We start from the raw sequence: 22,394 nt of genomic DNA on the forward strand, positions 1-22,394 counted from the left end.
GGAGCACTCCCGTCATGCTGCGTGTCGCCATTCCCAACAAGGGCACCCTGGCCGAGCCGGCCGCCCAGATGCTGCGTGAGGCGGGCTACCGCCAGCGCACCGACCCCAAGGACCTCGTCTGCCGCGACGAGGCCAACGACGTCGAATTCTTCTACCTGCGCCCCAAGGACATCGCCACCTACGTCGGGTCCGGTGACCTCGACCTCGGGATCACCGGCCGGGACCTGCTGATCGACTCGGCCGCGCCGGCGGAGGAGGTCGTCGACCTCGCCTTCGGTCAGGCCACCTTCCGCTTCGCCGCCCGCCCCGACGACATCGCCTCGGTGCAGGACCTGGGCGGGCACCGGATCGCCACCGCGTACCCCGGGCTGGTCGAGCGGCACCTCGGCGAGGTGGGCGTCAAGGCCGACGTGATCCGCCTCGACGGCGCGGTGGAGAACGCCGTACGCCTCGGCGTCGCCGACGTGATCGCGGACGTCGTGGAGACCGGCGCCACCCTGCGTCAGGCGGGCCTCGTGGTGTTCGGTGAGCCGCTGCTGCGCTCCTCGGCGGTGCTGGTCCGCCGCGCCGCCGCGCCGGCCCACCCGCAGGCCGCGCAGCTGCTGCGTCGCCTGCACGGTGTGCTGGTCGCCCGCCGCTACGTGATGCTCGCCTACGACGTGCCGGCGGGTCTGCTGGAACGGGCCAGCGGGCTCACCCCCGGCATCGAGTCGCCCACGGTGTCGCCGCTGCACCGCGAGGGCTGGGTGGCGGTGCAGGCGATGGTGCTCCGCGACGACGTCCACCGCATCATGGACGAGCTGTACGAGCTGGGCGCCCGCGCCATCCTCGTCACCAACATCCACGCCTGTCGCCTCTGACCGTCGGCATCCACCGCTCGACCCCGGCGGTTGATCAACTCGGTTTCGCTAAGCGGGGGTGTCCGAATGCCTGGGACACCCCCGCTTCGCCGATGCCGAGTGGATCTGTCATTCGCGCCGCCGCGGGGTTCGAGGCGGTGGTGTCGACGCCCGTGGTGGACGCCCGGCCCGCGCAAGGTCGCGCTCGATCATTGATGTAGTGGCCTCCAGCGCCACCGAGGCCACTACATCCCGGATCAAGCGCGATCTTGCGCGGGGCGGTGTGGCTTGCGCGGGGCGGTGCGGCTTGCGCGGGCGGTGTGGATTGCGCGGGGCGGCGCGGCTTGCGCGGGGCGGTGCGGGCTGAGCGGTGGCTCGGCGGGTGGTGCGCTCGACGGGCGGGTGCGGATGGCAGACTGGTGGGGTGAGTGACACCGAACTGGTCCACCTGAAGCCCCGTCGCATCCGCGTGGTCTGCTGGTCGGCGGCGGTCGCGCTGGTGGTCGTGTTCGGCCTGGTCGCCACCTCGCTGAGCGGGCCGACCGGCGACGGTTACGGCAGCTTCCAACGTGGCGACCAGATCGCCATGATCGGCCTGGGCATCTTCGGCGCGCTGGGCTTCCTGCTGTTCACCCGTCCGCGGGTGGAGGCCGACGCTCGCGGCATTCGGGTCCGCAACGTCATCAGCTCCTACGAGCTGCCCTGGGAGGTTGTCCGGGGAGTCCGTTTCGACCGGGGCGCGCCGTGGGCCAGCCTGGAGCTGCACGACGACGATCTCCTGCCGATGGTCGCCCTGCAGGCCGCCGACAAGGAGTTGGCCGTGGACGGGGTCCGCGCGCTGCGGCGACTGCACGAGGCGCACCAGGCCCGTCTCGCCGAGCGTGCCAGCGGCCGCTGAGCCGACCCCCAGCTGTCCAAGATCCGAGCAACAACACCGAAACTGCTGCCTCACGCCCGCCGGAGGCAGCACTATCGCCGATGTTGCGCGGATCTTGACGCGCCGTGCGCCGTGCGCCGTGCGCGGGCAGGGCGGGTCGAGCTCCCGACGCGCCCCGGGGCGGGGCCGAGCATCCGCCGCACACACGGGGAGCGGCGGGGCTGAGCGCCCGCCGCGCGCCGGCAGGGCGGGGTCGACCGTCCGGGAGCGCGGCGGGTAGGCCCAGCGTGGCGGGGGTGTGCCCGGTTTGAGGCCAGCCGGGGCGCGGGTGTAGTGTTATCGAGTCGACCGGGCTGTCTCCGCATGCGAGCAGGCAGCCTTGAAAGCGGAGCGCCTGCTCCCACCCGAGTCGCCGCTACGGTGGCCGGGTCCGGTCACCGGTTCCGGGCACGTCCCGGCACCGGACGTGTGATCCTGTGATCGCACCGACCGGTCGAGCGGGCCCTGGCATGCGCCGGGGCCTTCTGCTTTCCAGGTCGGTTCCCGCCTGGGAGCCGCCGGGGTCGGTACCTGAGCAGAAACGACTCGAGGAGGCCCCATCAGCGTCGAACCACGCGTGAACGAGCAGATCCGGGCACGTGAGGTCCGACTGGTCGGCCCCGAGGGTGAGCAGGTGGGCATCGTCCCGCTGGAGCGCGCCCTTCAGCTGGCCGCGGACGTCGATCTGGACCTGGTCGAGGTTGCGCCGATGGCGCGCCCGCCGGTGTGCAAGCTCATGGACTTCGGCAAGTTCAAGTATGAGAGCGCACTCAAGGCGCGCGAAGCGCGGCGTAACCAGCAGCAGACCGTCATCAAGGAAATGAAGCTTCGGCCGAAGATCGACCCGCACGACTACGAGACCAAGAAGGGTCACGTGGTGCGGTTCCTCAAGGCGGGCGACAAGGTCAAGGTGACGATCATGTTCCGTGGTCGCGAGCAGAGCCGCCCGGAGCTGGGTTACCGGCTCCTGCGCCGGCTCGAATCCGAGATCACGGACCTGGGATACGTCGAGGCCGCCCCCAAGCAGGACGGCCGAAACATGATCATGGTTCTCGCTCCGCACCGGGCCGTCAAGGCCTCCGCGGTCGCCGCCACGGCGTCCCGCGGTGCACCTCGGGACCGGGCAGCGGATGAGTCCGCCGCTCCGGAAGCCGATGAGACCGCGGCGGTCGGCGAGACCGCAGCAGCCGGTAACACCGGCCTCGCCGCCGACACCAGCGGCGAGTAACAGGGGAGAAGACGTTCCACATGCCGAAGATGAAGAGCCACACGGGTATGGGCAAGCGGGTCAAGGTGACCGGCCGTGGCAAGATCGTGGCCGAGCAGGCCGGCAAGCGCCACCTGTTGGAAGGCAAGTCTTCCACCCGTACCCGCCGGTTGACCGGCACGGTCGAGGTGGCCAAGGCTGACGTCAAGCGCATCAAGAAGCTGCTCGGCCGCTGACGCGCGCCACCTTTACGTTTTAAGGAGTTGAGATGGCACGCGTCAAGCGGGCTGTAAACGCCCAGAAGAAGCGTCGTACCCTGCTGGAGACCGCGAGCGGTTACCGCGGTCAGCGCTCCCGGCTGTACCGCAAGGCCAAGGAGCAGGTGCTGCACTCGATGCAGTACGCCTACCGGGACCGTCGCGACCGCAAGGGCGACTTCCGGCAGCTGTGGATTCAGCGGATCAACGCGGGCGCCCGGGCCAACGGGATGACCTACAACCGTCTGATCCAGGGCCTGCGTCTGGCTGGCATCGAGGTCGACCGCAAGATCCTGGCCGACATGGCTGTCAACGACGCCGCTTCCTTCGCGGCGATCGTGGAGCTGGCCCGGGCCGCGGTCACGGCCGAGGGCACCGGCGGCGCGGCGGCTCAGGCCGCCTGATCCCCACGCACCAGAGCGAGGCGTCTCCCGTGTCGGCACCGCCGTCCGGGGGGCGCCTCAATCGTGCCGGAGGAACGCACATCATGGCCTTCACCCCGCGTACCCCCAGGGTTGTCGCCGCCCGGCGGTTGCAGCGCCGGCGCGACCGCGACGCCACCGGCCGGTTCCTGGCCGAGGGACCGCAGGCGGTCCGCGAGGCCCTGGCGCGGCCGGGGGTGGTCACCGAGCTGTTCGGTACGCCCGCCGCGCTCGACCGGCACCCGGAGTTGGCCGCCACGGCGGCCCGCGCCGACGTGCCCGTCTCCGAGATCACCGACGACGCCCTCGCCGCCCTGACCGAGACCGTCGCCCCGCAGGGGCTGGTCGCGGTCTGCCAACACCTCGACGTGTCGTTGGAGCAGGCCCTCGCGAATGCGCCCCGGCTGGTGGCGGTCCTCGCCGAGATCCGCGACCCCGGCAACGCCGGCACGGTGTTGCGCACCGCCGACGCCGCCGGCGCGGGTGCGGTGATCTTCGCCGGCGACGCCGTCGACCCGTACAACGGCAAGTGCGTGCGGGCGTCGGCCGGCAGCCTCTTCCACGTCGACGTGGTCCGCGCGCCGGACCCGGTCACGGTGGTCGACGCGCTGCGCGCCGCCGGGCTGTCGATCTTCGCCACCACGGGGTACGGCGACAGCGACCTGGACGACCTGACCGACTACGGTCGGCTCGTCGGGCCCACCGCCTGGTTGTTCGGCTCGGAGGCGCACGGCCTGCCCGAGGAGTTGACCGCGGCGGCCGACGCCCGGGTGCGGGTGCCGCTGTACGGGCGCGCGGAGAGCCTCAACCTGGCTGCCGCGGCGGCGGTGTGCCTGTACGCTTCAGCGAGAGCACAGCGCTGAGGTGATCGTGCCCGGCGTGACTGACAGCAGGGGAGAGCGTCCGCCCATGAACGCGACACGGCGTTCGTTTAGCCAGCCCGCCGGTGTCGGCGGGCGGCGGGCCTGACCTGCTCCCTGCACAACTCCTACCGGCGGGCTGCGGCGAAGCCGCGCGTCCGTAGACTCGCCTAGCCGCCCCGGTGAGGGCTGGCGCCGCCGTGAGGGAGTGCCCGTACGCCATGAGCTACCGAAACGATCCGTACGACCCGAAGCAGGTCGCCCTGCTCGACCCCGCCGCCCTGGACGAGGCTGTCGCGGACGCCACGAAGGCGTTCACGGCCGCCGCCGACCCGGACGCGTTGACCGCGCTGCGCTCGGTGCACCTGGGGGACCGGTCGCCGGTCTCCCTCGCGCGCCGCGAGATCGGCGCGTTGCCGCCGGCCGCGAAGTCCGACGCCGGTAAGCGGGTCAACGAGGCCCGCCGGGCGATCGAGACCGCGTACGCCGACCGCGCCGAGGTGCTGGAGCGTGAGCAGGCCGAGCGGGTGCTGGTCGAGGAGCGGGTGGACGTCACCCTGCCCTACGACAGGCGTCCGCGGGGTGCCCGGCACCCGCTGAGCGTCCTGATGGAGTCGATCAGCGACCTGTTCGTCGGGATGGGCTACGAGGTGGCCGAGGGTCCCGAGGTCGACCTGGAGTGGGTCAACTTCGACGCGTTGAACATCCCCGCCGACCACCCGGCGCGCGGGTTGATGGACACGTTCCACATCGCGCCGGAGGGGTCCGGGCTGGTGCTGCGGACGCACACCTCCACGGTGCAGACCCGCACCATGCTCAGTCGGAAGCCACCGATCTACGTGATCGTGCCCGGCCGCGTCTACCGCACCGACGAGATCGACGCCACCCACAGCCCGGTGTTCCACCAGGCCGAGGGCCTGGTCGTCGACAAGGGCATCACGATGGCGCACCTGCGGGGCACCCTCGACCACTTCGCCCGGGCGATGTTCGGTCCGGAGGCGAAGACCCGGTGGCGGCCGCACTACTTCCCGTTCACCGAGCCGTCGGCAGAGTTCGACGTGTGGTTCCCGGAGCACCGCGACGGCCCGCAGTGGGTCGAGTGGGGTGGCTGCGGGATGGTCAACCCGCGGGTGCTGCGCGCCTGCGGCGTCGACCCGGAGGTCTACTCCGGCTTCGCGTTCGGGATGGGCATCGACCGGACCCTGATGGTCCGGCACGGGGTCAGCGACATCCGCCATCTCTTCGAGGGCGACGTGCGGTTCAGCCGCGCGCTCGGGACCGGGGCGTAGGCGATGCGGGTACGAGACACGGGAACGGTGGTCTGACGTCATGCGAGTTTCTGTCAGTTGGCTCCGGGAGTACGTCGATCTCCCCGCCGACCTGCCCACCGGTGACCTGGAGCAGGCCCTGGTCGACCTCGGCATCGAGGTCGAGTCCGTGGTGGACCTGGCCGGGGCGGTCACCGGTCAGCTCGTCGTCGGCGAGGTGCGGGAGATCGAGGAGCTCACCGGCTTCAAGAAGCCAATCCGCTTCTGCCGGGTCGACGTGGGTGCCGCCAACGGCACCGGCGAGCCGCAGGAGATCGTCTGCGGGGCGCGCAACTTCGCCGTCGGTGACCGGGTCGTGGTGATCCTGCCCGGCGGTGTGCTGCCCGGCGGCTTCGCGATCGGCGCCCGCAAGACGTACGGGCACAACTCGGCGGGCATGATCTGCTCGGCGAAGGAGCTGGGTCTGGGCGACGACCACTCCGGCATCATCGTGCTGGGGCCGGAGGTGACGGCCAAGCCGGGCGACGACGCGCGCCCGGTGGTCGGCCTCGACGATGTCGTGTTCGACCTGGAGATCACCCCCGACCGGGGGTACGCGCTGAGCCTGCGCGGCCTGGCCCGGGAGCTGTCGCACGCCTTCGACGTGCCGCTGCACGACCCGGCCCTGACGCCGGCGCCGGGCGGCACCGAGACGCCGGCGTACCCGGTGGAGGTTCGCGACACGGTCGGCTGCGACCGGTACACCGCCCGCCTGGTCCGCGGCGTCGACCCGAACGCGCCCACACCGTCCTGGATGGCCCAGCGGCTGGTCACCGCCGGCATCCGCAGCATCTCGCTGCCGGTCGACATCACCAACTACGTGATGCTGGAGCTGGGCCAGCCGATGCACGCCTTCGACGCCGACCGGATCGTCGGGCCGCTGGTCGTCCGTCGCGCGGAGGCGGGGGAGAAGCTGACCACCCTGGACGGCGTCCACCGGGTGCTGACGGCCGACGACATGGTGATCTGCGACGACACCGGGCCGATCTCCCTCGCGGCGGTGATGGGCGGCGAGACCAGCGAGGTCGTCGCCGGCACCACCACCGTGCTGTTCGAGGCCGCGCACTGGGACCCGGCGATGGTCGGGCGTACGGCTCGCCGGCACAAGCTGTTCAGCGAGGCCGCGAAGCGCTGGGAGCGGGGCGTCGACCCGGCCGTGGCGCTCGTCGCGCTGGAGCGTGCCGTGCGGCTGCTCACCGAGCACGGCGGGGGCACCCCGAGCGCGGAGATCCTGGACATCGACCACGTCCGGCCGCGTACCCCGATCACGCTGCCGGCGGACCTGCCGACCCGGCGGGTCGGAGTCGAGTACCCGCCGGCGCGGGTGGTGGCCCTGCTGGAGCGGGTGGGCTGCACCGTCGCGCAGGGCGACGACCGGTTGCTCGAGGACCCGGGCGCACTCGGTCTGGCCAGCGGCGCCGGGACGGCGCTGAGCGTCACCCCGCCGACCTGGCGGCCCGACCTGACCGACCCGGCCGACCTGGTCGAGGAGGTGGTCCGCCTCGACGGGTACGACAAGGTGCCGTCGGTGCTGCCGACCGCGCCCCCCGGCCGCGGCCTGACCCCGCGGCAGCGTCGCCGCCGCGCAGTCGCCGGGTCCCTCGCCGAGCGGGGGTACGTGGAGGTGCTCGCGCACCCGTTCGTGTCGCCGGAACTGGCCGACCAGCTCGGCCTGCCCGCCGACGACGCGCGCCGGCCCGCCGTGCGACTGGCCAACCCGCTGTCCGAGGAGGAGCCGCTGCTGCGCACCACGCTGCTCGGCCCGCTGCTCGGCATCCTCAAGCGCAACCTCGGCCGGGGTCACCGCGACCTCGCCCTCTACGAGATCGGCGCGGTCTTCCACCCGCGCGTCGGTGCCGGCAGCCCGCCGGAGATGGGCGTGGACCGGCGTCCCACCGACGCGGAGTTCGCCGCCGCCGACGCGGTGGTGCCGGCGCAGCCGGTGCACGTCGCGGTGGTGCTCGCCGGCGACCTTGACCCGACCGGCTGGTGGGGTGCGGGTCGACCGGCCGGCTGGGCGGACGCGATCGAGGCGGCCCGGGACGTGCTGGCCGCCGCCGGGATCCCCGACGAGCGGGTCGAGGTGCGCGCGGCCGAGTACGCGCCGTGGCACCCCGGCCGCTGCGCCGAACTGCGGGTCGACGACACGGTCGTCGGGCACGCCGGTGAGCTGCACCCGGTGGTGGTCGCGGCCCTGGAACTGCCCCGGCGCACCTGCGCGATGGAGCTGGACCTCGACACGCTGCCGCCGACCCCGGTGACGCCCGCGCCGACGGTGTCCGGCTTCCCGCCGGCGCTCATCGACGTGGCCCTGGTCGTGGACGACTCGGTGCCGGCGGAGCAGGTGCGCCGAGCGCTGGAGGCGGGCGCCGGTGAACTGCTGGAGGACGTGCGGCTGTTCGACGTCTACTCCGGGACGCAGCTCGGTGAGGGGCGCCGGTCGTTGGCGTACAAGCTGACCTTCCGGGCGCCGGACCGGACGCTGACCGTCGAGGAGGCGGTCGCGGCACGGGACGCGGCGGTCGCCGTCGCGGCGGAACGCCTCGGCGCGACCCTGCGCGGCGCGTAAGAGACGTGACGTGCCTCCTCCTGCCCACGGCGGGAGGAGGCACGTCAGTCGTCGCTTGATTCCAGGTTGCCGAGCTTCCGCAGACCCGCCAGATCGCGGACGGTGATCCGGCGGTAATCGGTGTCGACCAGCCCGTCTGTCCGTAGCTCGCGCAGCGCCTTCTGGATGGAGGTCTCGGAGGCTCCGCAGATAGTGGCCAGGTCGGGTTGCGTGAGTCGGACGTCGATGATGATGCCGTCGGGTCCTTGCCGACCGTGGGTGCGGCACAGTTCCGCGACTACGCGCGCGACACGCAGTTTCACCGAGTACGAGGTGAAGTCGATCCGCCGTCGATTGGACCAGCGCAGCCGGTCGGACACCATCGCGGCGAGTTCGAGGGCGGCGTCGGGATGTTCCTTCAGGAACCGTTTGAACCGGTCCGGCTGGATCACGCTGTATCTCGCGGGTCCGCAGGTCGTGACGGTCGCCGAGCGGGGCGCGTTGTTCAGCGCGGACATCTCGCCCACGAGATCACCGCCCACCCGGAGCGACAGCAGGGCGGACCGACCGTCCGGCAGGGACGCCGTCACCTTTGTCAGGCCCTCTTCGAGGAGCACCAGGTGGGATTCCCGTGTGCCCTCGTGGATCACAATCTGGCCGGCGGGAACCTGACGACGGACGCCCAGCCCCAGTAGCGTCATCCGGACTGGAGGCGCGAGCCGTTGCAGAAACGTGCCGTAGGGCCACTCGCCGCCGGACAGCTCACGGGGTCGTCGCATCTGCGGCCTCAGCCTCCTTGTCCACTGACAGCCGCCGAAGCGTAGCCGTTCCTGTGCGCAGCGCGACGCCCCTGTCGTGGTGACGATTTCCACCAGCAGGCGGATGGCCATCAACACCAGGACAGCCGTCGGTGACCATTCGAGGGCTAGCACCAGCTCAAACAGATTCGTCCTCATGCGACAAGGACACCGTCCGAGCGTGTAGCTGACTCCCGAACAGAACGGGATGACCGATTTTCGACAGCCCGAGACGATGCCGTACTTCTACGGGATCCCGATCAGTCCCCGGCGGTTCGATGGCTCCTGCGGTGCTCGCTCGTTGGGGCGAGCCGGGTGACGAAGGGCGGGAGCTTGATGCAACATCCCGAGCGACGACTGTTGATCTCCGTAGATATGGAACGGTACAGCCGACGCGGCAACCTGCAGCAGTATGAGGCGCAACGGCATTTCCGAGAGTTACTGCACGAGGCCGCCGGTGCCGTCGGCCTGGACCGCGTGGCATGGACTACTCAACAGGCGGGCGACGGCGAGCTGGCAATCGTGCCCCGCGAGGTGTCCGAGTCCCGAGTCATCGGTAGGTTCGTGCCGGAGTTGAACCGGCGGCTGCGCAACTACAACAGCAGCCGCCTCCCCGTTGCCCGAATCCGACTCCGGGTAGCCGTGCACCAGGGTTTGGTGCACCTGGACGGTGCGAACGGCTTCCCCGGCAACGCCGTCATTTTCGTCTGTCGCCTGTGCGAGGCCGATCCCGTGAAGAAAGCTTTGGCAGCATTTCCCGAGGCTGGGGTGGCGCTCATCGTCTCGACCGAGATCTTTCGGGACGTGGTCAGCGAGTATCCGGAAGAGATGCGACCCGAGCGTTTCGTGCGGGTCGAGGTGGCTCATCCGGACAAGGAATTCCGCGAGTACGCCTGGCTCTGTGTGGTGGACGAGGATCTCAGCGGAACCCCGGTCCCGGGCGTCGTGCCGACCATTGAGGGAGGCCCTGCTGAGGCTGCGGAGAAGCCGACGGACAGCGCGGAGGCGAAGGTAGCGAACAACGCGGCAGGGTCGGGTGGGATTCGCACCGGCGACATCCGCGTCAAGGGGCCGAACGCGATCGGCCAGGGTGCGACGGCTATCGGCTCGGTCGGCCGCGACGCGAACTTCGGCACGAGGCGAGGCATCCCCGGATGATCGGTCAGCACTCCCCTGCCTCCGCTGGCACTGAGCGGGATCTGGAGAGCCTTCTACTTGAGGTGTCGGATGAGCGCTCTGTCGATGGCCCGCTCGCCGACCCCGGCGATGGTGTGCTCGACGGGTCGCGGGACGGATCAACAGTCACGGGCTCGGTCGATGGCGAGGATGAGCTGGGTTCGGCGGAGGTGCCACTCGGGGAGCCGCCGGAGGAGGAGGCGGATGATCCTGAAGACCTGCTTGACCCTGCGGACGTGCTGCGTCGGCTGGCCGGCCTGCTGGGTGGCTCGGGCGGCATCGATGTCGGCGATGTTCAGGTGCAGGGGCAGAACGCTACCGGTCACGGTGCCGTCGCGATCGGGACGGTCAACCTCACCACCGCCCGATCCGACGGCGCTGGGCGCGTCTGGTTCGAAACACTGGCCGAGGCCAGCATCCGCGAAACTGCCAGCGGGTACGCGTCCACGCCCAGTGACCAGCGACTCGACCACTATCTCCAGCACCAGCACCTGGTCTGTCTCTCCGGTTCGGTCGGGAGTGGACGGTTTACTTCGGCCACCCTGGCGGTGGCCCGCAGGCACGGGTTCGACCGGGTCGGTGTGCTCGGTGGCGTCGATCAGTTGTCCGATCTGCTCGGCGCGGGGGCATCGTTGCCCGCAGGGCACGGCTACGTGGTCGAACTGAGCGAGGGGGTTCTCCGCGCGGTCGACGGATTCACACTTGTGGCTCTGGCCGCCAGGGCCGCGACCTCGAGCACGACGGTGGTCCTGGTCGGTGACTTCTCCCAGCGGAAGCGCGACTTCGCCAGCCACGTCGTGGAACATCGCCCGGCCCCGGCAGCCGAGGTGTTTCGGGCGCAACTTCGCCATCAGCTCAGAGGGCAGTGTGTCGGCTGGTGCACGGACACCTGCCACGGGCGCTGCCTGGAGCGGTATGTGGATCTGGACTGTGTCGGACACCCACTGTTGTCTACCTACCTGGCCGGAGAGCCTCGGCCCAGCGAGGTCCTGAAGATCGTCGAGACGATCGCTGCCACTGCTCCCAAGGCTGGCGCCCTGGCCGAGCGACTGGAGCAGTTTCTGCCGCTTCAACTTCGGGAGCGCGCCGTCGAGATCCTCGACGTGCCACGCGGCGGCGAGGAGATCGACGGGTTCACCAATGATGAGGTACGAGCCTTCCGCCTCTCCTGCGCCGTGCTTGCCGGACAGTCCGTGGCCGAGATACACGAGGCAGCTCAACGCCTGGCCCGACTGGACTTCCACGAGGTGACGTCGTTCGACGCACCTCTCCGTGGGTCGGCGATCGACGCGCTGTTGGGGCCGACACTGAGCCAAGCCGTCGCGCGGGTGCCCGACGCTCGTGTGCCGGGCGGGTGCCGGATCGACTTTCCGGCGGGTACCGAGTCGGTCCGGTCGGCAATGCTGGAAGTCGCGTGGACTGACTGGTGGTCGCCCAGACAACTCCTCGACTGGCTCGCAGACCTGATCCGAGGAAACCTTCCGCCGGTCCGGCAGGCCGCCGCCGGGGCCATCGGGTGGTCGGCGACGCGCGACGTGCAGGCGGCCCTCGACACGGTGGGGGAATTGGCCCGGGAACGGCGGGCAGGGGTCCGACAAGCGGCAGCGATCGTGCTGGTCGCCATGGCCATGCAGCCGGAGTTGCGCCATCGGGTCCGTGCCGAGCTCGATCAGTGGGCCGCTGGACCGGCAGCGCACCTACAGGACACCGTGGCGCGCGCGTACAGCCTCGGGTTGGCCAGGCTCTGGCCGGATATGGCGTTGGCGCAGTTACGCCAGGTGGCGAAGGCTCGGATGCAGCGGCGGAACAACTCCGTCGTCCGAGGGCTGGTCGAGGTATATCAAAACGGTCATGCTGCGAGCGTCGTGCCGGCGCTGGTGGATTGGACCGCGTCTGTCGACACCGAGGTGCCTCTCCACGCCGCGCGGACTCTCCGGGTGCTCGCGGATCGCTGGGCGGAACCGCCCAGCGAGCACTGGCCGGAGCTGCTGCATCTGGTCGATCGAAGAACGATCCGTTTGGTCGACCTGGCCGTGCTCTGGGCGGTCGCCCTCAGCCTGCCGCGGACGGCGTATCGCTCGTGGCGGACCCTCGGCTTCTGGCTGGACCGGGCGGACCGGCAGCCAGCCGTCGCCGGCCACTGCCTGGAGCTCGTGCGTCACGTGATCGCTGGGCAGCCTGCGCTGCGCCATCGCCTGGAGCATCAGCTCCATCACGTATGGCGTCCCGTGATGCCCCACAACGACCTGCTCGATGACGTACAACGCCTGATCGATGAGGAGACGCGATGACCATGGGTCCCGCCGGTCGTCCCGGCGCGAAACCATTCGTACCCACGCAGACGGAACGCCGCCGTTGGTGGCATGCCCTCTTTCCGCCGGCTGAACTCCCTCTTCCTCCCACCCCGCCACCGCCGATCGTCCCCGCCACGGTGACGTTCCGTCAGGATGTCCCGACGCCGATCCTGGTGCCGGCAAAGGGGGACGCCTTCGACTTCCGCCTGCACGCCGCTTTGAACTGGACTGCGCAGAACATGACCTACGAGGAGCTTCGGCTCCGCGCCGAGCGCTATCTGGGCTGGGCTGCCGGGATCGTCCGGGAACGGGCAGTGGACCTGGCTCGTGAACACGAGCCTCACCGTTCGCACGACCTCGAGCGTGCGTTGAACAAAATCTTCGGTGGACAACGCTGGCCGCGCGAGGGCACCTTGCCGTCCTTCGGTGTGCTCATTCGGGTCAGCCCGGACGAGCGTGTCCGGGAGCGGCTCCGGCCGTACTGGGAGGATCGGATCCGGCTCGAGTGCGATCACGAGTTGCAGAAGATCAGGGCAACCCAGGCGGACGCACTGACTCGTCGATGGTGCGCGGTGCTGCAGGGTCTTGAGGGCGATCCGGTGACCTCGCATGCGGCGCGGTTGACGGGTGAGCAGTTCGCCGAGGTGTTCCGCCGGTACGTGGAGGAACGTCGGGAGAGCGTCCCTGACCTCGTCAAACTGCTCCGTGAGGCGGTGCGTGGACACGGCGATCTCGGTATGGGGCCGAGCGAATACACCGAGGCATGGGATGCGGCTCTGAAGACGTATGAGCGTCAGCACGGCTTGTCCGAGGGGGTTAACTGACACGGGTGTCCTCTGCCGGGCTCGCCTGGGCAGAGGACACCCAGCGCTTGACCGATGCGGCTATCTGTTCATTAGCATGCAGTATGCTGCATGAACTTGCACTCGTGAGTCGTCCTTGTTAATCTTCGCTGCATAGTCATGCGGAGGTGGGTATGGGGATTCGAGTCGCGGTCGCCGGTGCGAGCGGGTACGCAGGTGGTGAGTTGCTGCGTCTGATCGCCGGGCACCCGGAGTTCGACCTGGTCGCCGCCACCGCGCACAGCCAGGCCGGGCATCGTGTCGACGTGGTGCATCCGCAGCTCACCGGGCTGGACCTGGTGCTCGGCCAGACCGACCCGGCGACCCTGGCCGACGCGGACCTGGTCTTCCTGGCCCTGCCGCATGGTGAGTCGGCGGCCCTCGCGGCCCAACTCCCGGACGAGGTGCGGATCGTCGACCTGGGCGCGGATCACCGCCTCGCCGACCCGTACGCCTGGGCGCAGTACTACGGCGGCACGCACGCCGGGCAGTGGACCTACGGCCTGCCCGAGCTGCCCGGTCAGCGGGAGCTGATCTCCGGTTCCACCCGGGTGGCGAACACCGGCTGTTACGCCGCGGCGATCACCCTGGCGCTCGCGCCGCTGATCGCCGACGGTGCGGCCAGCCCCGCCGACGTGGTGGTGGTCGCCGCCTCCGGCACCTCCGGCGCCGGCCGGTCGACGAAGGCGCACCTGCTGGCCAGCGAGGTGATGGGGGACCTGTCGCCGTACCGGGTGGGCACCCACCAGCACACACCGGAGATCAAGCAGGCCACCGGCGCAACCGGTCTGTCGTTCACCCCGGTCCTGGCGCCGATGCCGCGCGGGATCCTGGCCACGGTCACGGCGGTGCCGGCGCGCGGCGTCGACCCGCAGGAGGTGCTGGCGCGGGCGTACGCCGACGCGCCGTTCGTGCACGTGCTGCCGGAGGGCCGCTGGCCGCACACCGCCGCCACGCTGGGCTCCAACTCGTGTCACCTACAGGCCACCGTCGACGTCGACTCGGGTCGCCTGATCGTGCTCAGCGCCCTGGACAACCTGGGCAAGGGCGCGGCCGGTCAGGCCGTACAGAATGCCAATCTGATGCTCGGCCTGCCGGAGACGACGGGCCTGTCGATCTGGGGGACCGCACCATGAGTGTCACCACCCCACGGGGGTTCCGGGCGGCCGGGGTCGCCGCCGGCCTCAAGGCCGGCGGTGGCGCGGACGTCGCCCTGGTGGTCAACGACGGCCCGGACGCGGGTGTGGCAGGTGTGTTCACCACCAACCGGGTCAAGGCCGCGCCGGTGCGCTGGACGCAGCAGGTCGTGCAGGGCGGCGTGGTTCGCGCCGTGGTGCTCAACTCCGGCGGTGCCAACGCCTGCACCGGCCCGGGCGGCTTCCAGGACACCCACGCCACCGCCGAGCACACCGCCGCCGCGCTGACCTCGGTGAGTCCGCGACTGATCCTCGGTGCCGGCGACGTGGCGGTCTGCTCGACCGGGTTGATCGGTGAGCGGCTGCCGATGCCGAAGCTGCTGCCGGGCGTCCGCTCGGCGATCCGCAGGCTGTCCCGGGCCGGCGGCCAGGCCGCCGCCGAGGCGATCATGACCACGGACACCAGGCCGAAGACCACGGTGGCCCCCGGTGGGGGCTGGACCGTCGGCGGCATGGCCAAGGGCTCCGGGATGCTCGCGCCGGGGATGGCCACCATGCTCTGCGTTCTCACCACCGACGCGGTGGCCGGGCCGGCGACGCTGGACGAGGCGCTGCGGGCCGCGACGCGGGTCACCTTCGACCGGGTCGACTCCGACGGCTGCATGTCCACGAACGACACGGTGTTGCTGCTGAGCAGCGGTGCGAGCGGCATCGAGCCGACGCTTGCCGAGTTGACCGCGGCCGTGACCGAGGCCTGTCACGACCTGGCCCAGCAGTTGGTGGCCGACGCCGAGGGCGCCACCAAGGAGGTCGCCATCGACGTGGTCGGCGCGGCCGACGAGGACGACGCGGTCGAGGTGGGCCGCACGGTGGCGCGCAACAACCTGGTCAAGACGGCGTTGTTCGGCAACGACCCCAACTGGGGGCGGATCCTCGCCGCGGTCGGCACCACCGCCGCCGCCTTCGACCCGGACGAGGTGGACGTGGCGGTCAACGGGGTGTGGGTGTGCCGGGGCGGTGCCGCCGCCGAGGACCGCTCGAAGGTCGACCTGACCGGGCGCAACGTGACCATCCGGATCGACCTGCACGCCGGCTCGTCGGCCGCGACGATCTGGACCAACGACCTGTCCCACGCGTACGTGCACGAGAACTCGGCGTACTCCTCATGAGTCTCAGCACCGACCTCGCCCGCGCCCAGGTCAAGGCGGAGACGCTGATCGAGGCGCTGCCCTGGCTGGCGCGCTTCTCCGGCTCGACGGTGGTGGTGAAGTACGGCGGCAACGCCATGACCGACCCCGAGTTGCAGCGGGCGTTCGCCGCCGACATGGTCTTCCTGCGGTACGCCGGTCTCAAGCCGGTGGTGGTGCACGGCGGCGGTCCGCAGATCTCGGCCATGCTGGGCCGGCTCGGCATCGCCAGTGAGTTCCGGGGCGGCCTGCGGGTGACCACCGCCGAGGCGATGGACGTGGTCCGGATGGTGCTGGTCGGGCAGGTGGGCCGCGAGCTGGTCGGGCTGATCAATTCGCACGGCCCGTACGCGGTCGGCCTCTCCGGCGAGGACGCGCGGCTGTTCACGGCGGTGCGCCGCCCGGCGTACGTGGACGGGTTGCCGGTCGACGTCGGCCAGGTCGGTGACGTCGAGTCGGTCGACGTGTCGGCGGTGACCGACCTGATCGACGCCGGTCGGATTCCGGTGATCTCCACGGTGGCGCCGGACGCGGACGGGGTGCTGCACAACCTCAACGCGGACACCGCAGCCGCGGCGCTGGCCATCGCGTTGCGGGCCCGCAAGCTGGTCGTACTCACCGACGTGGCCGGCCTGTACGCGGACTGGCCGGACACCACCAGCCTGGTCTCCGAGATCGTCGCGGATGACCTGGCCAAGCTGCTGCCCAGTCTGGAGTCGGGGATGGTGCCGAAGATGGAGGCCTGCCTGCGGGCGGTGCGTGGGGGAGTGCCCGCCGCGCACGTCGTCGACGGTCGGGTGGCGCACTCGACGTTGCTTGAGGTGTTCACCTCGGAGGGGTTCGGAACGATGGTGGTGCCGGGAGACGGGATGGTCGCGTCGTGAGCACGTTGGCGCAGCGTTGGAAGCAGTCCATGATGGACAACTACGGCACGCCGCCGCTGGCGCTGGTCTCCGGTGCCGGCGCCGTGGTGGTCGACGACGCCGGCCGCGAATACCTCGACCTGGTCGGTGGCATCGCGGTGAACGCCCTCGGTCACGCCCACCCGGCCGTGGTGGCGGCGGTGTCGAAGCAGGTCGCGACCCTCGGGCACGTGTCCAACCTCTTCGTGGCGGAGCCGCCGGTGGCCCTGGCCGAGCTGCTGTTGGCGCTCGCCGGCCGGCCGGGCCGGGTGTTCTTCGCCAACTCGGGCGCGGAGGCGAACGAGGCGGCGTTCAAGCTCTCCCGGCGCACCGGCCGCACGCACGTGGTGGCCACCCGGGGCGGCTTCCACGGCCGCACCATGGGCGCGCTCGCGTTGACCGGTCAGCCGGCCAAGGCCGACCCGTTCCGGCCGCTGCCCGGCGAAGTGACCCACGTCGACTACGGCGACGTGGCCGCCCTCGAAGCGGCGGTCACGGACGCCACCGCGATGCTGATCCTGGAGCCCATCCAGGGTGAGAACGGCGTCGTCGTCCCGCCGGCCGGCTACCTGGCCGCGGCCCGGCGGATCACCGCACGGCACGGCGCGCTGCTGGTGCTCGACGAGGTGCAGACCGGCGTGGGGCGTACCGGGCACTGGTTCGCGCACCAGGCCGAGGGCGTGGAGCCGGACGTGGTCACCCTGGCCAAGGGGCTGGGTGGCGGGCTGCCGATCGGGGCGACGCTGGCCTTCGGCCGGGCCGCCGACCTGCTCACCCCCGGCTCGCACGGCACCACCTTCGGCGGCAACCCGGTCAGCTGCGCGGCGGCGCTCGCCGTGGTGGCGACCATCGCCAACGAGGGCCTGCTCGACAACGTCAAGCGGGTCGGCGAGCGGCTGCGTCGCGGCATCGAGGCGCTGGGTCACCCGCTGATCGACGGCGTACGCGGCGCCGGGTTGCTGCTCGGCGTGACGCTCACCGCGCCCGTGGCGTCGGTGCTCGCGGAGGCGCTGCGGGAGGCCGGTTTCCTGGTCAACCCGGTGCAGCCGGGCGTGCTCCGGCTGGTCCCGCCCCTGATCCTCACCGCCGCGCAGGTGGACGCCTTCGTCGCCGCGCTGCCCGCCGCCCTGGACGCGACGGCCCCGGCGGCCGCCGGGACCGCCGGGACCGCCGGGACCGAGCCAGATCTTGGAGGGAAAGCGCCCCTCCAGGGGCCCAAATCTTCCAAGATCTCGACGCCGACCACGCCGACCACGCCGACCACCACGACCACCACGACCACCACGACCACCACGGGGACGACCGCATGACCCGGCACTTCCTGCGCGACGACGACCTCTCGCCGGCCGAGCAGTCCACCGTTCTCGACCTGGCCGCGCAGATGAAGGCGGACCGCTTCGGCCACCAGCCGCTGGCCGGTCCCCGTTCGGTGGCGGTGCTCTTCGACAAGCAGAGTCTGCGGACCAGGATCTCGTTCGACGTCGGGATCGCCGAGTTGGGCGGGCACCCGCTGGTCGTGGACACGCAGGTCACCCACTTCGGCCGGGGCGAGTCCCTGGCGGACGCGGGACGCGTGCTGTCCCGCTACGTCGCGGCCATCGTGCTGCGGACCCACGGCGACGAGCGGATCGCCGAGGTCGCGGCGGGCGCCACCGTGCCGGTGGTCAACGCGCTCACCGACGGCTTCCACCCGTGCCAGCTGCTGGCCGACCTGCTGACCATCCGGGAGCGGTGCGGCGGCACGGCCGGGCGCACCCTGACGTACGTGGGCGACGGCGCGAACAACATGGCGCAGTCGTACCTGCTGGCCGGGGCGCTGGCCGGCATGCACGTGCGGATCGCCGGGCCGGCCGGGTTCGCGCCCGATCCGGCCGTCGTGGACCAGGCGGCCCGGATCGCCGCCGACACCGGCGGGTCGGTACGGGTGCTGACCGACCCGACCGAGGCGGTACGCGATGCCGAGGTGCTGGCCACCGACACCTGGACGTCGATGGGGCAGGAGTCCGACGGGCTGGACCGGATCACCCCGTTCCTGCCGTACCAGGTCAACAAGGAACTGCTCGGTCAGGCCGCGCCGGACGCGATCGTGCTGCACTGCCTGCCGGCGCACCGTGGTGAGGAAATCACCGACGAGGTGCTCGACGGGCCGCAGAGCGCGGTCTTCGACCAGGCGGAGAACCGGCTGCACGCGCAGAAGGCGTTGCTGGCGTTCCTGCTGGAAATCGCGACCGGTGACGGCGCGACCGGTGACGCCGCGACCGGCGACACTGCGACCGGCGACACTGCGACCGGGGAGCGGCGATGACCGGGCCGTTGACCCGCGCGGCCCGGCACGCCCGGATCGTGGAGTTGATCCGTGACGGGGCGATCCGGTCGCAGACCGAGTTGGCGGACCTGCTCGCCGCCGACGGTGTCGTGGTCACCCAGGCCACCCTCTCGCGGGACCTGGAGGAGTTGGGCGCGGTCAAGGTGCGTGGCGGTGACGGACCGGCCGTCTACCTGATCCCGGAGGACGGCCAGCGACCGCTGCGCGACGCCGAGGCAGCTCCGGCGCGGCTGGTGCGGTTGCTGCGTGAGCTGCTCAACGGGGTCGACTCCAGCGGCAACATCGCGGTGCTGCGGACCCCGCCGGGCGCGGCCCAGTACCTGGCCAGCGCGTTGGACCGGGCGGGTCTGCCCGAGATCGTCGGCACCATCGCCGGCGACGACACCATCCTCGTGGTGGCCCGCGAGGCCATCGGCGGGGCCGCGCTCGGCGAGAAGCTCGCCGGTTGGGCACGCCGGGACGACACCGCCGAAGGGAACCTCCCGTCATGACCGAGCGGGTCGTGCTCGCGTACTGCGGAGGGTTGGACATCGGAGACACGTTCGACCAGTCCCTGGCCAAGGGCTTCGTGCAGCTGTGGGGGCTGCCGAGCCGGATGGCCGCCGCTCGGGACGCCCGATTGGGCGGTGGCGGACAGTGACCGGTGCGAGCGCGTACGCAGTGAGTGAGCCCCGCAGTCGCGAGGGAGAGACGAGCAGAGCAATGATGGGCGACGTGGACGACAAGAGCCTGACCGAGAACAGCGCAGCCACCAACCGGACGAGCCTGTGGGGTGGTCGTTTCGCGGGTGGCCCCGCCGAGGCGCTGGCCCGACTGTCGGTGAGCGTGCAGTTCGACTGGCGCCTGGCCCCGTACGACATCGCCGGTTCCCGGGCGCACGCCCGGGTCCTGGCCGGCGCCGGCCTGCTCGACCCGGAGGAGCTGGGCCGCATGCTGGCCGCGTTGGACGACCTGGAGGCCGCCTGCGCCTCCGGGGCGTTCCGCCCGACCATCGAGGACGAGGACGTGCACACCGCGCTGGAGCGCGGTCTGCTGGAGCGCCTCGGCAGCCTCGGTGGCAAGCTGCGCGCCGGCCGGTCCCGCAACGACCAGGTCGCCACCGACCTGCGGCTCTACCTGCGCGACCACGCCCGGGGCGTGGCCAGCCGGCTCGTCGAGCTGGCCGAGGCGCTGGTGGAGCAGGCCGAGCGGCACATCGACACGGCCGCACCCGGCATGACGCACCTCCAGCACGCCCAGCCGGTCACGTTCGGGCACTGGCTGCTCGCCCACGTGCAGCCGCTGCTGCGGGACCTGGAGCGGCTGCGCGACTGGGACCACCGGGCGGCGGTCAGCCCACTGGGCGCGGGCGCCCTCGCTGGTTCGGGGCTTCCGCTGGACCCGGTGGCCGTGGCCAAGGAGTTGGGCTTCCGGACGTCGTTCGCCAACTCCATGGACGCGGTCGCCGACCGGGACTTCGTCGCCGAGTTCCTCTTCACCACCGCCCTGATCGGCGTGCACCTGTCCCGGCTCGGCGAGGAGGTCGTGCTCTGGACCTCGCACGAGTTCGGGTGGGTGGAGCTGGACGACTCGTTCGCGACCGGGTCGTCGATCATGCCGCAGAAGAAGAACGCGGACATCGCCGAGCTGGCCCGCGGCAAGTCCGGCCGGTTGGTCGGCGGCCTGGTGACCGTGCTCACCATGCTCAAGGGCCTGCCGATGACCTACGACCGGGACATGCAGGAGGACAAGGAGCCGGCGTTCGACGCCGTCGACACCCTGGAGCTGCTGCTCCCGGCCCTGGCGGGAATGATCTCCACGATGACGGTCCGGGTGGACCGTCTCGTCGCCGCCGCCCCGGTCGGCTTCTCCCTGGCCACCGAGGTCGCCGACTGGCTGGTCCGGCGCAACGTGCCGTTCCGCGACGCGCACGAGATCACCGGTCGGCTGGTGGCGCTCTGCGCGGCCCGGGAGTGCGAGCTCAACGACGTCTCCGACGACGACCTGACCGCGATCAGCGAGCACCTCGACCCGTCGGTGCGCGACGTGCTCTCGGTCCGTTCGGCCCTCGCCGCCCGCACCACCCCCGGCTCCACCGGCCCCGGTCCGGTGGCCGACCAGCTCGCCACCGCGGCGGACCGGCTGACCACCTGGCGGGAGTGGGCCGCCGAGCGGGTCGTCCCGCGCTGAGCCGTGCCGTGGCGTCGGCGCTGGCCGCCGGCGCCGCGGCGGTTCAGGCCGTCGGGCGCTCCCGCTTCGGGAGCTTCGCCACCACCATGTCGTACGACGCGTCGACCGCCTCGGTCAACTCCTCGTCGTCGATCCCGCCGTCCAGGCGCAGCGTGTTCCACCCGGACCGGCCGATGTAGGCCATCACCTTGGCGTCGTCGGGGTGCCGGTGCAGCCACTCGTCGGCCATCTCCCGGGTCTGCCCGCACTTGATGCCGACCGTCGGCTTTCCCGCGCCGCTGCCGAGGAACGCGAAGATCCGGCTGCCCACCTTCACCACCTCGTCGCCCTCCCACGGCCGGTCCAGCCACGCTCCCGGCTTGGCCAGGCAGTACGTCAGCATCTCCGCGCGCTCCATGGGTGCCTCCTCGTCGTGCGCACAGTGTGCCCGTCCCGCGGCCGTCGCAAGCGCGCCGTGCCGATCCCGCCCGGCCCGGCCCGCTCTGGGTCCGCCCCGCCCCGCCCCGCCCCGCCCCGCCCCGTCCCGTCCCGTCCCGTCCCGCCCCGCCCCGTCCCGTCCCGTCCCGTCCCGCAAGATCGTGCTCGATCCAGGATCTAGTGGCCTCCGCCGCGGTCGAGGCCACTACTTCCGTGTTCGAGCGCGATCTTGACACGGACCAGCGCGATCTTGACACGGACCAGCGCGATCTTGGCGCGGACCAGCGCGATCTTGGCGCGGTCGAACACGGACGGGCGCGGCCGTCAGGCGCTCTGCTCGGCTGAGCGGGCGGCGACCCGCTCGTAGCGCTGCCGGGCCGCCTGCGCGCTGCCCAGGCCCAGCCCGTACGCGATCGCCTGCCAGGTCAGCCCCCGGTCGCGGGCCAGCGTCAACAGTCCGGCTTCCAGGGCGTCCAGCTCGGCGCGGACGTGCGGCAGCAGCGTCAGCGCGGCGGTGAGGTCGGCGGCGTCGATCGGCTCCTCGGCCGGTGCCCGCTCGGCTCCGCCGGCGGCCAGTGCGGTGACCAGGGCGACCGCCTCCCACGGGTCGAGCACGTACGGGTGGGCCCAGCGCCCGCGCTGGGTGTCGGTCCCGGCGTGCCGCTCGCTGATGCGTTGCAGGGCCTCGTGGGTGCGGTGGGCGCGGGCGCGGGACGGGTCCGGCGCGGTGAACAGCTCGTCCGTCGTCATGCCCCGATCCCAGTCTATCAACGAACGATTGTCAACAAACTA

Annotated in this window: 23 protein-coding genes; 19 read left to right on the forward strand and 4 right to left on the reverse strand. The window is 71.4% G+C overall.

What is annotated here, in order from left to right; genetic code table 11:
• The first annotated feature begins 14 nt into the window (after window positions 1-14).
• From hisG to pheT, 8 genes are all read left to right on the forward strand, one after another.
• Window positions 15-860, forward strand: coding sequence for an ATP phosphoribosyltransferase (gene hisG / locus AB0A90_RS31305; protein WP_357254876.1), 846 nt, complete (start codon window positions 15-17; stop codon window positions 858-860).
• Window positions 861-1,263: 403 nt separating this feature from the next.
• Entirely contained in the window at window positions 1,264-1,737 is a 474-nt protein-coding gene (locus AB0A90_RS31310; protein ID WP_357254878.1) for a PH domain-containing protein, read from the forward strand.
• 595 nt (window positions 1,738-2,332) lie between these two features.
• Window positions 2,333-2,983 carry a translation initiation factor IF-3 gene (gene infC / locus AB0A90_RS31315; RefSeq protein ID WP_357254880.1) on the forward strand — a complete coding sequence of 217 codons (651 nt, stop codon included), beginning with the start codon at window positions 2,333-2,335 and terminating at the stop codon, window positions 2,981-2,983.
• A gap of 20 nt (window positions 2,984-3,003) precedes the next feature.
• On the forward strand, window positions 3,004-3,198 hold the full coding sequence (rpmI, locus tag AB0A90_RS31320; protein WP_110566082.1) for a 50S ribosomal protein L35: 195 nt from the start codon (window positions 3,004-3,006) through the stop codon (window positions 3,196-3,198).
• A 32-nt stretch (window positions 3,199-3,230) separates the two neighbouring features.
• Window positions 3,231-3,623 carry a 50S ribosomal protein L20 gene (rplT, locus tag AB0A90_RS31325; RefSeq protein WP_007458417.1) on the forward strand — a complete coding sequence of 131 codons (393 nt, stop codon included), beginning with the start codon at window positions 3,231-3,233 and terminating at the stop codon, window positions 3,621-3,623.
• A 29-nt stretch (window positions 3,624-3,652) separates the two neighbouring features.
• Complete coding sequence (locus AB0A90_RS31330) at window positions 3,653-4,504, forward strand: RNA methyltransferase (RefSeq protein WP_357254882.1); 852 nt, start codon at window positions 3,653-3,655, stop codon at window positions 4,502-4,504.
• A 218-nt stretch (window positions 4,505-4,722) separates the two neighbouring features.
• Entirely contained in the window at window positions 4,723-5,790 is a 1,068-nt protein-coding gene (gene pheS, locus AB0A90_RS31335; protein ID WP_357254884.1) for a phenylalanine--tRNA ligase subunit alpha, read from the forward strand.
• A 40-nt stretch (window positions 5,791-5,830) separates the two neighbouring features.
• The gene (gene pheT, locus AB0A90_RS31340) at window positions 5,831-8,377 is read left to right on the forward strand and encodes a phenylalanine--tRNA ligase subunit beta (RefSeq protein WP_357254886.1); all 2,547 of its coding nucleotides are present in this window, start codon (window positions 5,831-5,833) and stop codon (window positions 8,375-8,377) included.
• A gap of 44 nt (window positions 8,378-8,421) precedes the next feature.
• On the opposite strand, the gene AB0A90_RS31345 is transcribed toward pheT, so the two are convergent.
• Complete coding sequence (locus AB0A90_RS31345) at window positions 8,422-9,312, reverse strand: Crp/Fnr family transcriptional regulator (RefSeq protein ID WP_357254887.1); 891 nt, start codon at window positions 9,310-9,312, stop codon at window positions 8,422-8,424.
• A gap of 177 nt (window positions 9,313-9,489) precedes the next feature.
• On the opposite strand from AB0A90_RS31345, the gene AB0A90_RS31350 reads away from it, so the two are divergent.
• From AB0A90_RS31350 to argH, 11 genes are all read left to right on the forward strand, one after another.
• A complete protein-coding gene (locus AB0A90_RS31350; protein ID WP_357254889.1) occupies window positions 9,490-10,311 on the forward strand; it encodes a hypothetical protein in 822 nt (273 codons plus the stop codon).
• Entirely contained in the window at window positions 10,308-12,620 is a 2,313-nt protein-coding gene (locus tag AB0A90_RS31355) for a hypothetical protein (protein WP_357254890.1), read from the forward strand. Before AB0A90_RS31350 ends, AB0A90_RS31355 begins: the two co-directional genes overlap by 4 nt.
• On the forward strand, window positions 12,617-13,447 hold the full coding sequence (locus AB0A90_RS31360; protein ID WP_357254892.1) for a hypothetical protein: 831 nt from the start codon (window positions 12,617-12,619) through the stop codon (window positions 13,445-13,447). Before AB0A90_RS31355 ends, AB0A90_RS31360 begins: the two co-directional genes overlap by 4 nt.
• Window positions 13,448-13,599: 152 nt before the next feature.
• On the forward strand, window positions 13,600-14,601 hold the full coding sequence (gene argC / locus AB0A90_RS31365) for an N-acetyl-gamma-glutamyl-phosphate reductase (RefSeq protein WP_357254894.1): 1,002 nt from the start codon (window positions 13,600-13,602) through the stop codon (window positions 14,599-14,601).
• Window positions 14,598-15,770, forward strand: coding sequence for a bifunctional glutamate N-acetyltransferase/amino-acid acetyltransferase ArgJ (argJ, locus tag AB0A90_RS31370; protein ID WP_357254896.1), 1,173 nt, complete (start codon window positions 14,598-14,600; stop codon window positions 15,768-15,770). Before argC ends, argJ begins: the two co-directional genes overlap by 4 nt.
• Entirely contained in the window at window positions 15,767-16,672 is a 906-nt protein-coding gene (argB, locus tag AB0A90_RS31375; protein ID WP_357254898.1) for an acetylglutamate kinase, read from the forward strand. Before argJ ends, argB begins: the two co-directional genes overlap by 4 nt.
• Window positions 16,669-18,000 (forward strand): acetylornithine transaminase, encoded by a 1,332-nt coding sequence (locus AB0A90_RS31380; protein ID WP_357254899.1) that lies wholly within the window; start codon window positions 16,669-16,671, stop codon window positions 17,998-18,000. Before argB ends, AB0A90_RS31380 begins: the two co-directional genes overlap by 4 nt.
• Window positions 17,997-18,995, forward strand: coding sequence for an ornithine carbamoyltransferase (gene argF / locus AB0A90_RS31385; RefSeq protein WP_357254901.1), 999 nt, complete (start codon window positions 17,997-17,999; stop codon window positions 18,993-18,995). The genes AB0A90_RS31380 and argF overlap by 4 nt, the downstream gene beginning before the upstream one ends.
• Window positions 18,992-19,507, forward strand: coding sequence for an arginine repressor (locus AB0A90_RS31390; RefSeq protein WP_357254903.1), 516 nt, complete (start codon window positions 18,992-18,994; stop codon window positions 19,505-19,507). The genes argF and AB0A90_RS31390 overlap by 4 nt, the downstream gene beginning before the upstream one ends.
• Entirely contained in the window at window positions 19,504-19,656 is a 153-nt protein-coding gene (locus AB0A90_RS31395) for a hypothetical protein (RefSeq protein ID WP_357254948.1), read from the forward strand. Before AB0A90_RS31390 ends, AB0A90_RS31395 begins: the two co-directional genes overlap by 4 nt.
• Before the next feature lie 65 nt (window positions 19,657-19,721).
• Entirely contained in the window at window positions 19,722-21,185 is a 1,464-nt protein-coding gene (gene argH / locus AB0A90_RS31400; protein ID WP_357254943.1) for an argininosuccinate lyase, read from the forward strand.
• A gap of 43 nt (window positions 21,186-21,228) precedes the next feature.
• Here the strand turns inward: argH and AB0A90_RS31405 are convergent, their stop codons facing one another.
• From AB0A90_RS31405 to AB0A90_RS31415, 3 genes are all read right to left on the reverse strand, one after another.
• Complete coding sequence (locus AB0A90_RS31405; RefSeq protein WP_357254905.1) at window positions 21,229-21,582, reverse strand: MmcQ/YjbR family DNA-binding protein; 354 nt, start codon at window positions 21,580-21,582, stop codon at window positions 21,229-21,231.
• A 197-nt stretch (window positions 21,583-21,779) separates the two neighbouring features.
• The gene (locus AB0A90_RS31410; RefSeq protein WP_357254907.1) at window positions 21,780-21,911 is read right to left on the reverse strand and encodes a hypothetical protein; all 132 of its coding nucleotides are present in this window, start codon (window positions 21,909-21,911) and stop codon (window positions 21,780-21,782) included.
• Window positions 21,912-21,926: 15 nt separating this feature from the next.
• Window positions 21,927-22,352, reverse strand: coding sequence for a DNA-binding protein (locus tag AB0A90_RS31415; protein WP_357254909.1), 426 nt, complete (start codon window positions 22,350-22,352; stop codon window positions 21,927-21,929).
• Window positions 22,353-22,394: the final 42 nt, after the last annotated feature.

Source organism: Micromonospora sp. NPDC049204 (assembly GCF_040647935.1).
GTDB lineage: Bacteria > Actinomycetota > Actinomycetes > Mycobacteriales > Micromonosporaceae > Micromonospora.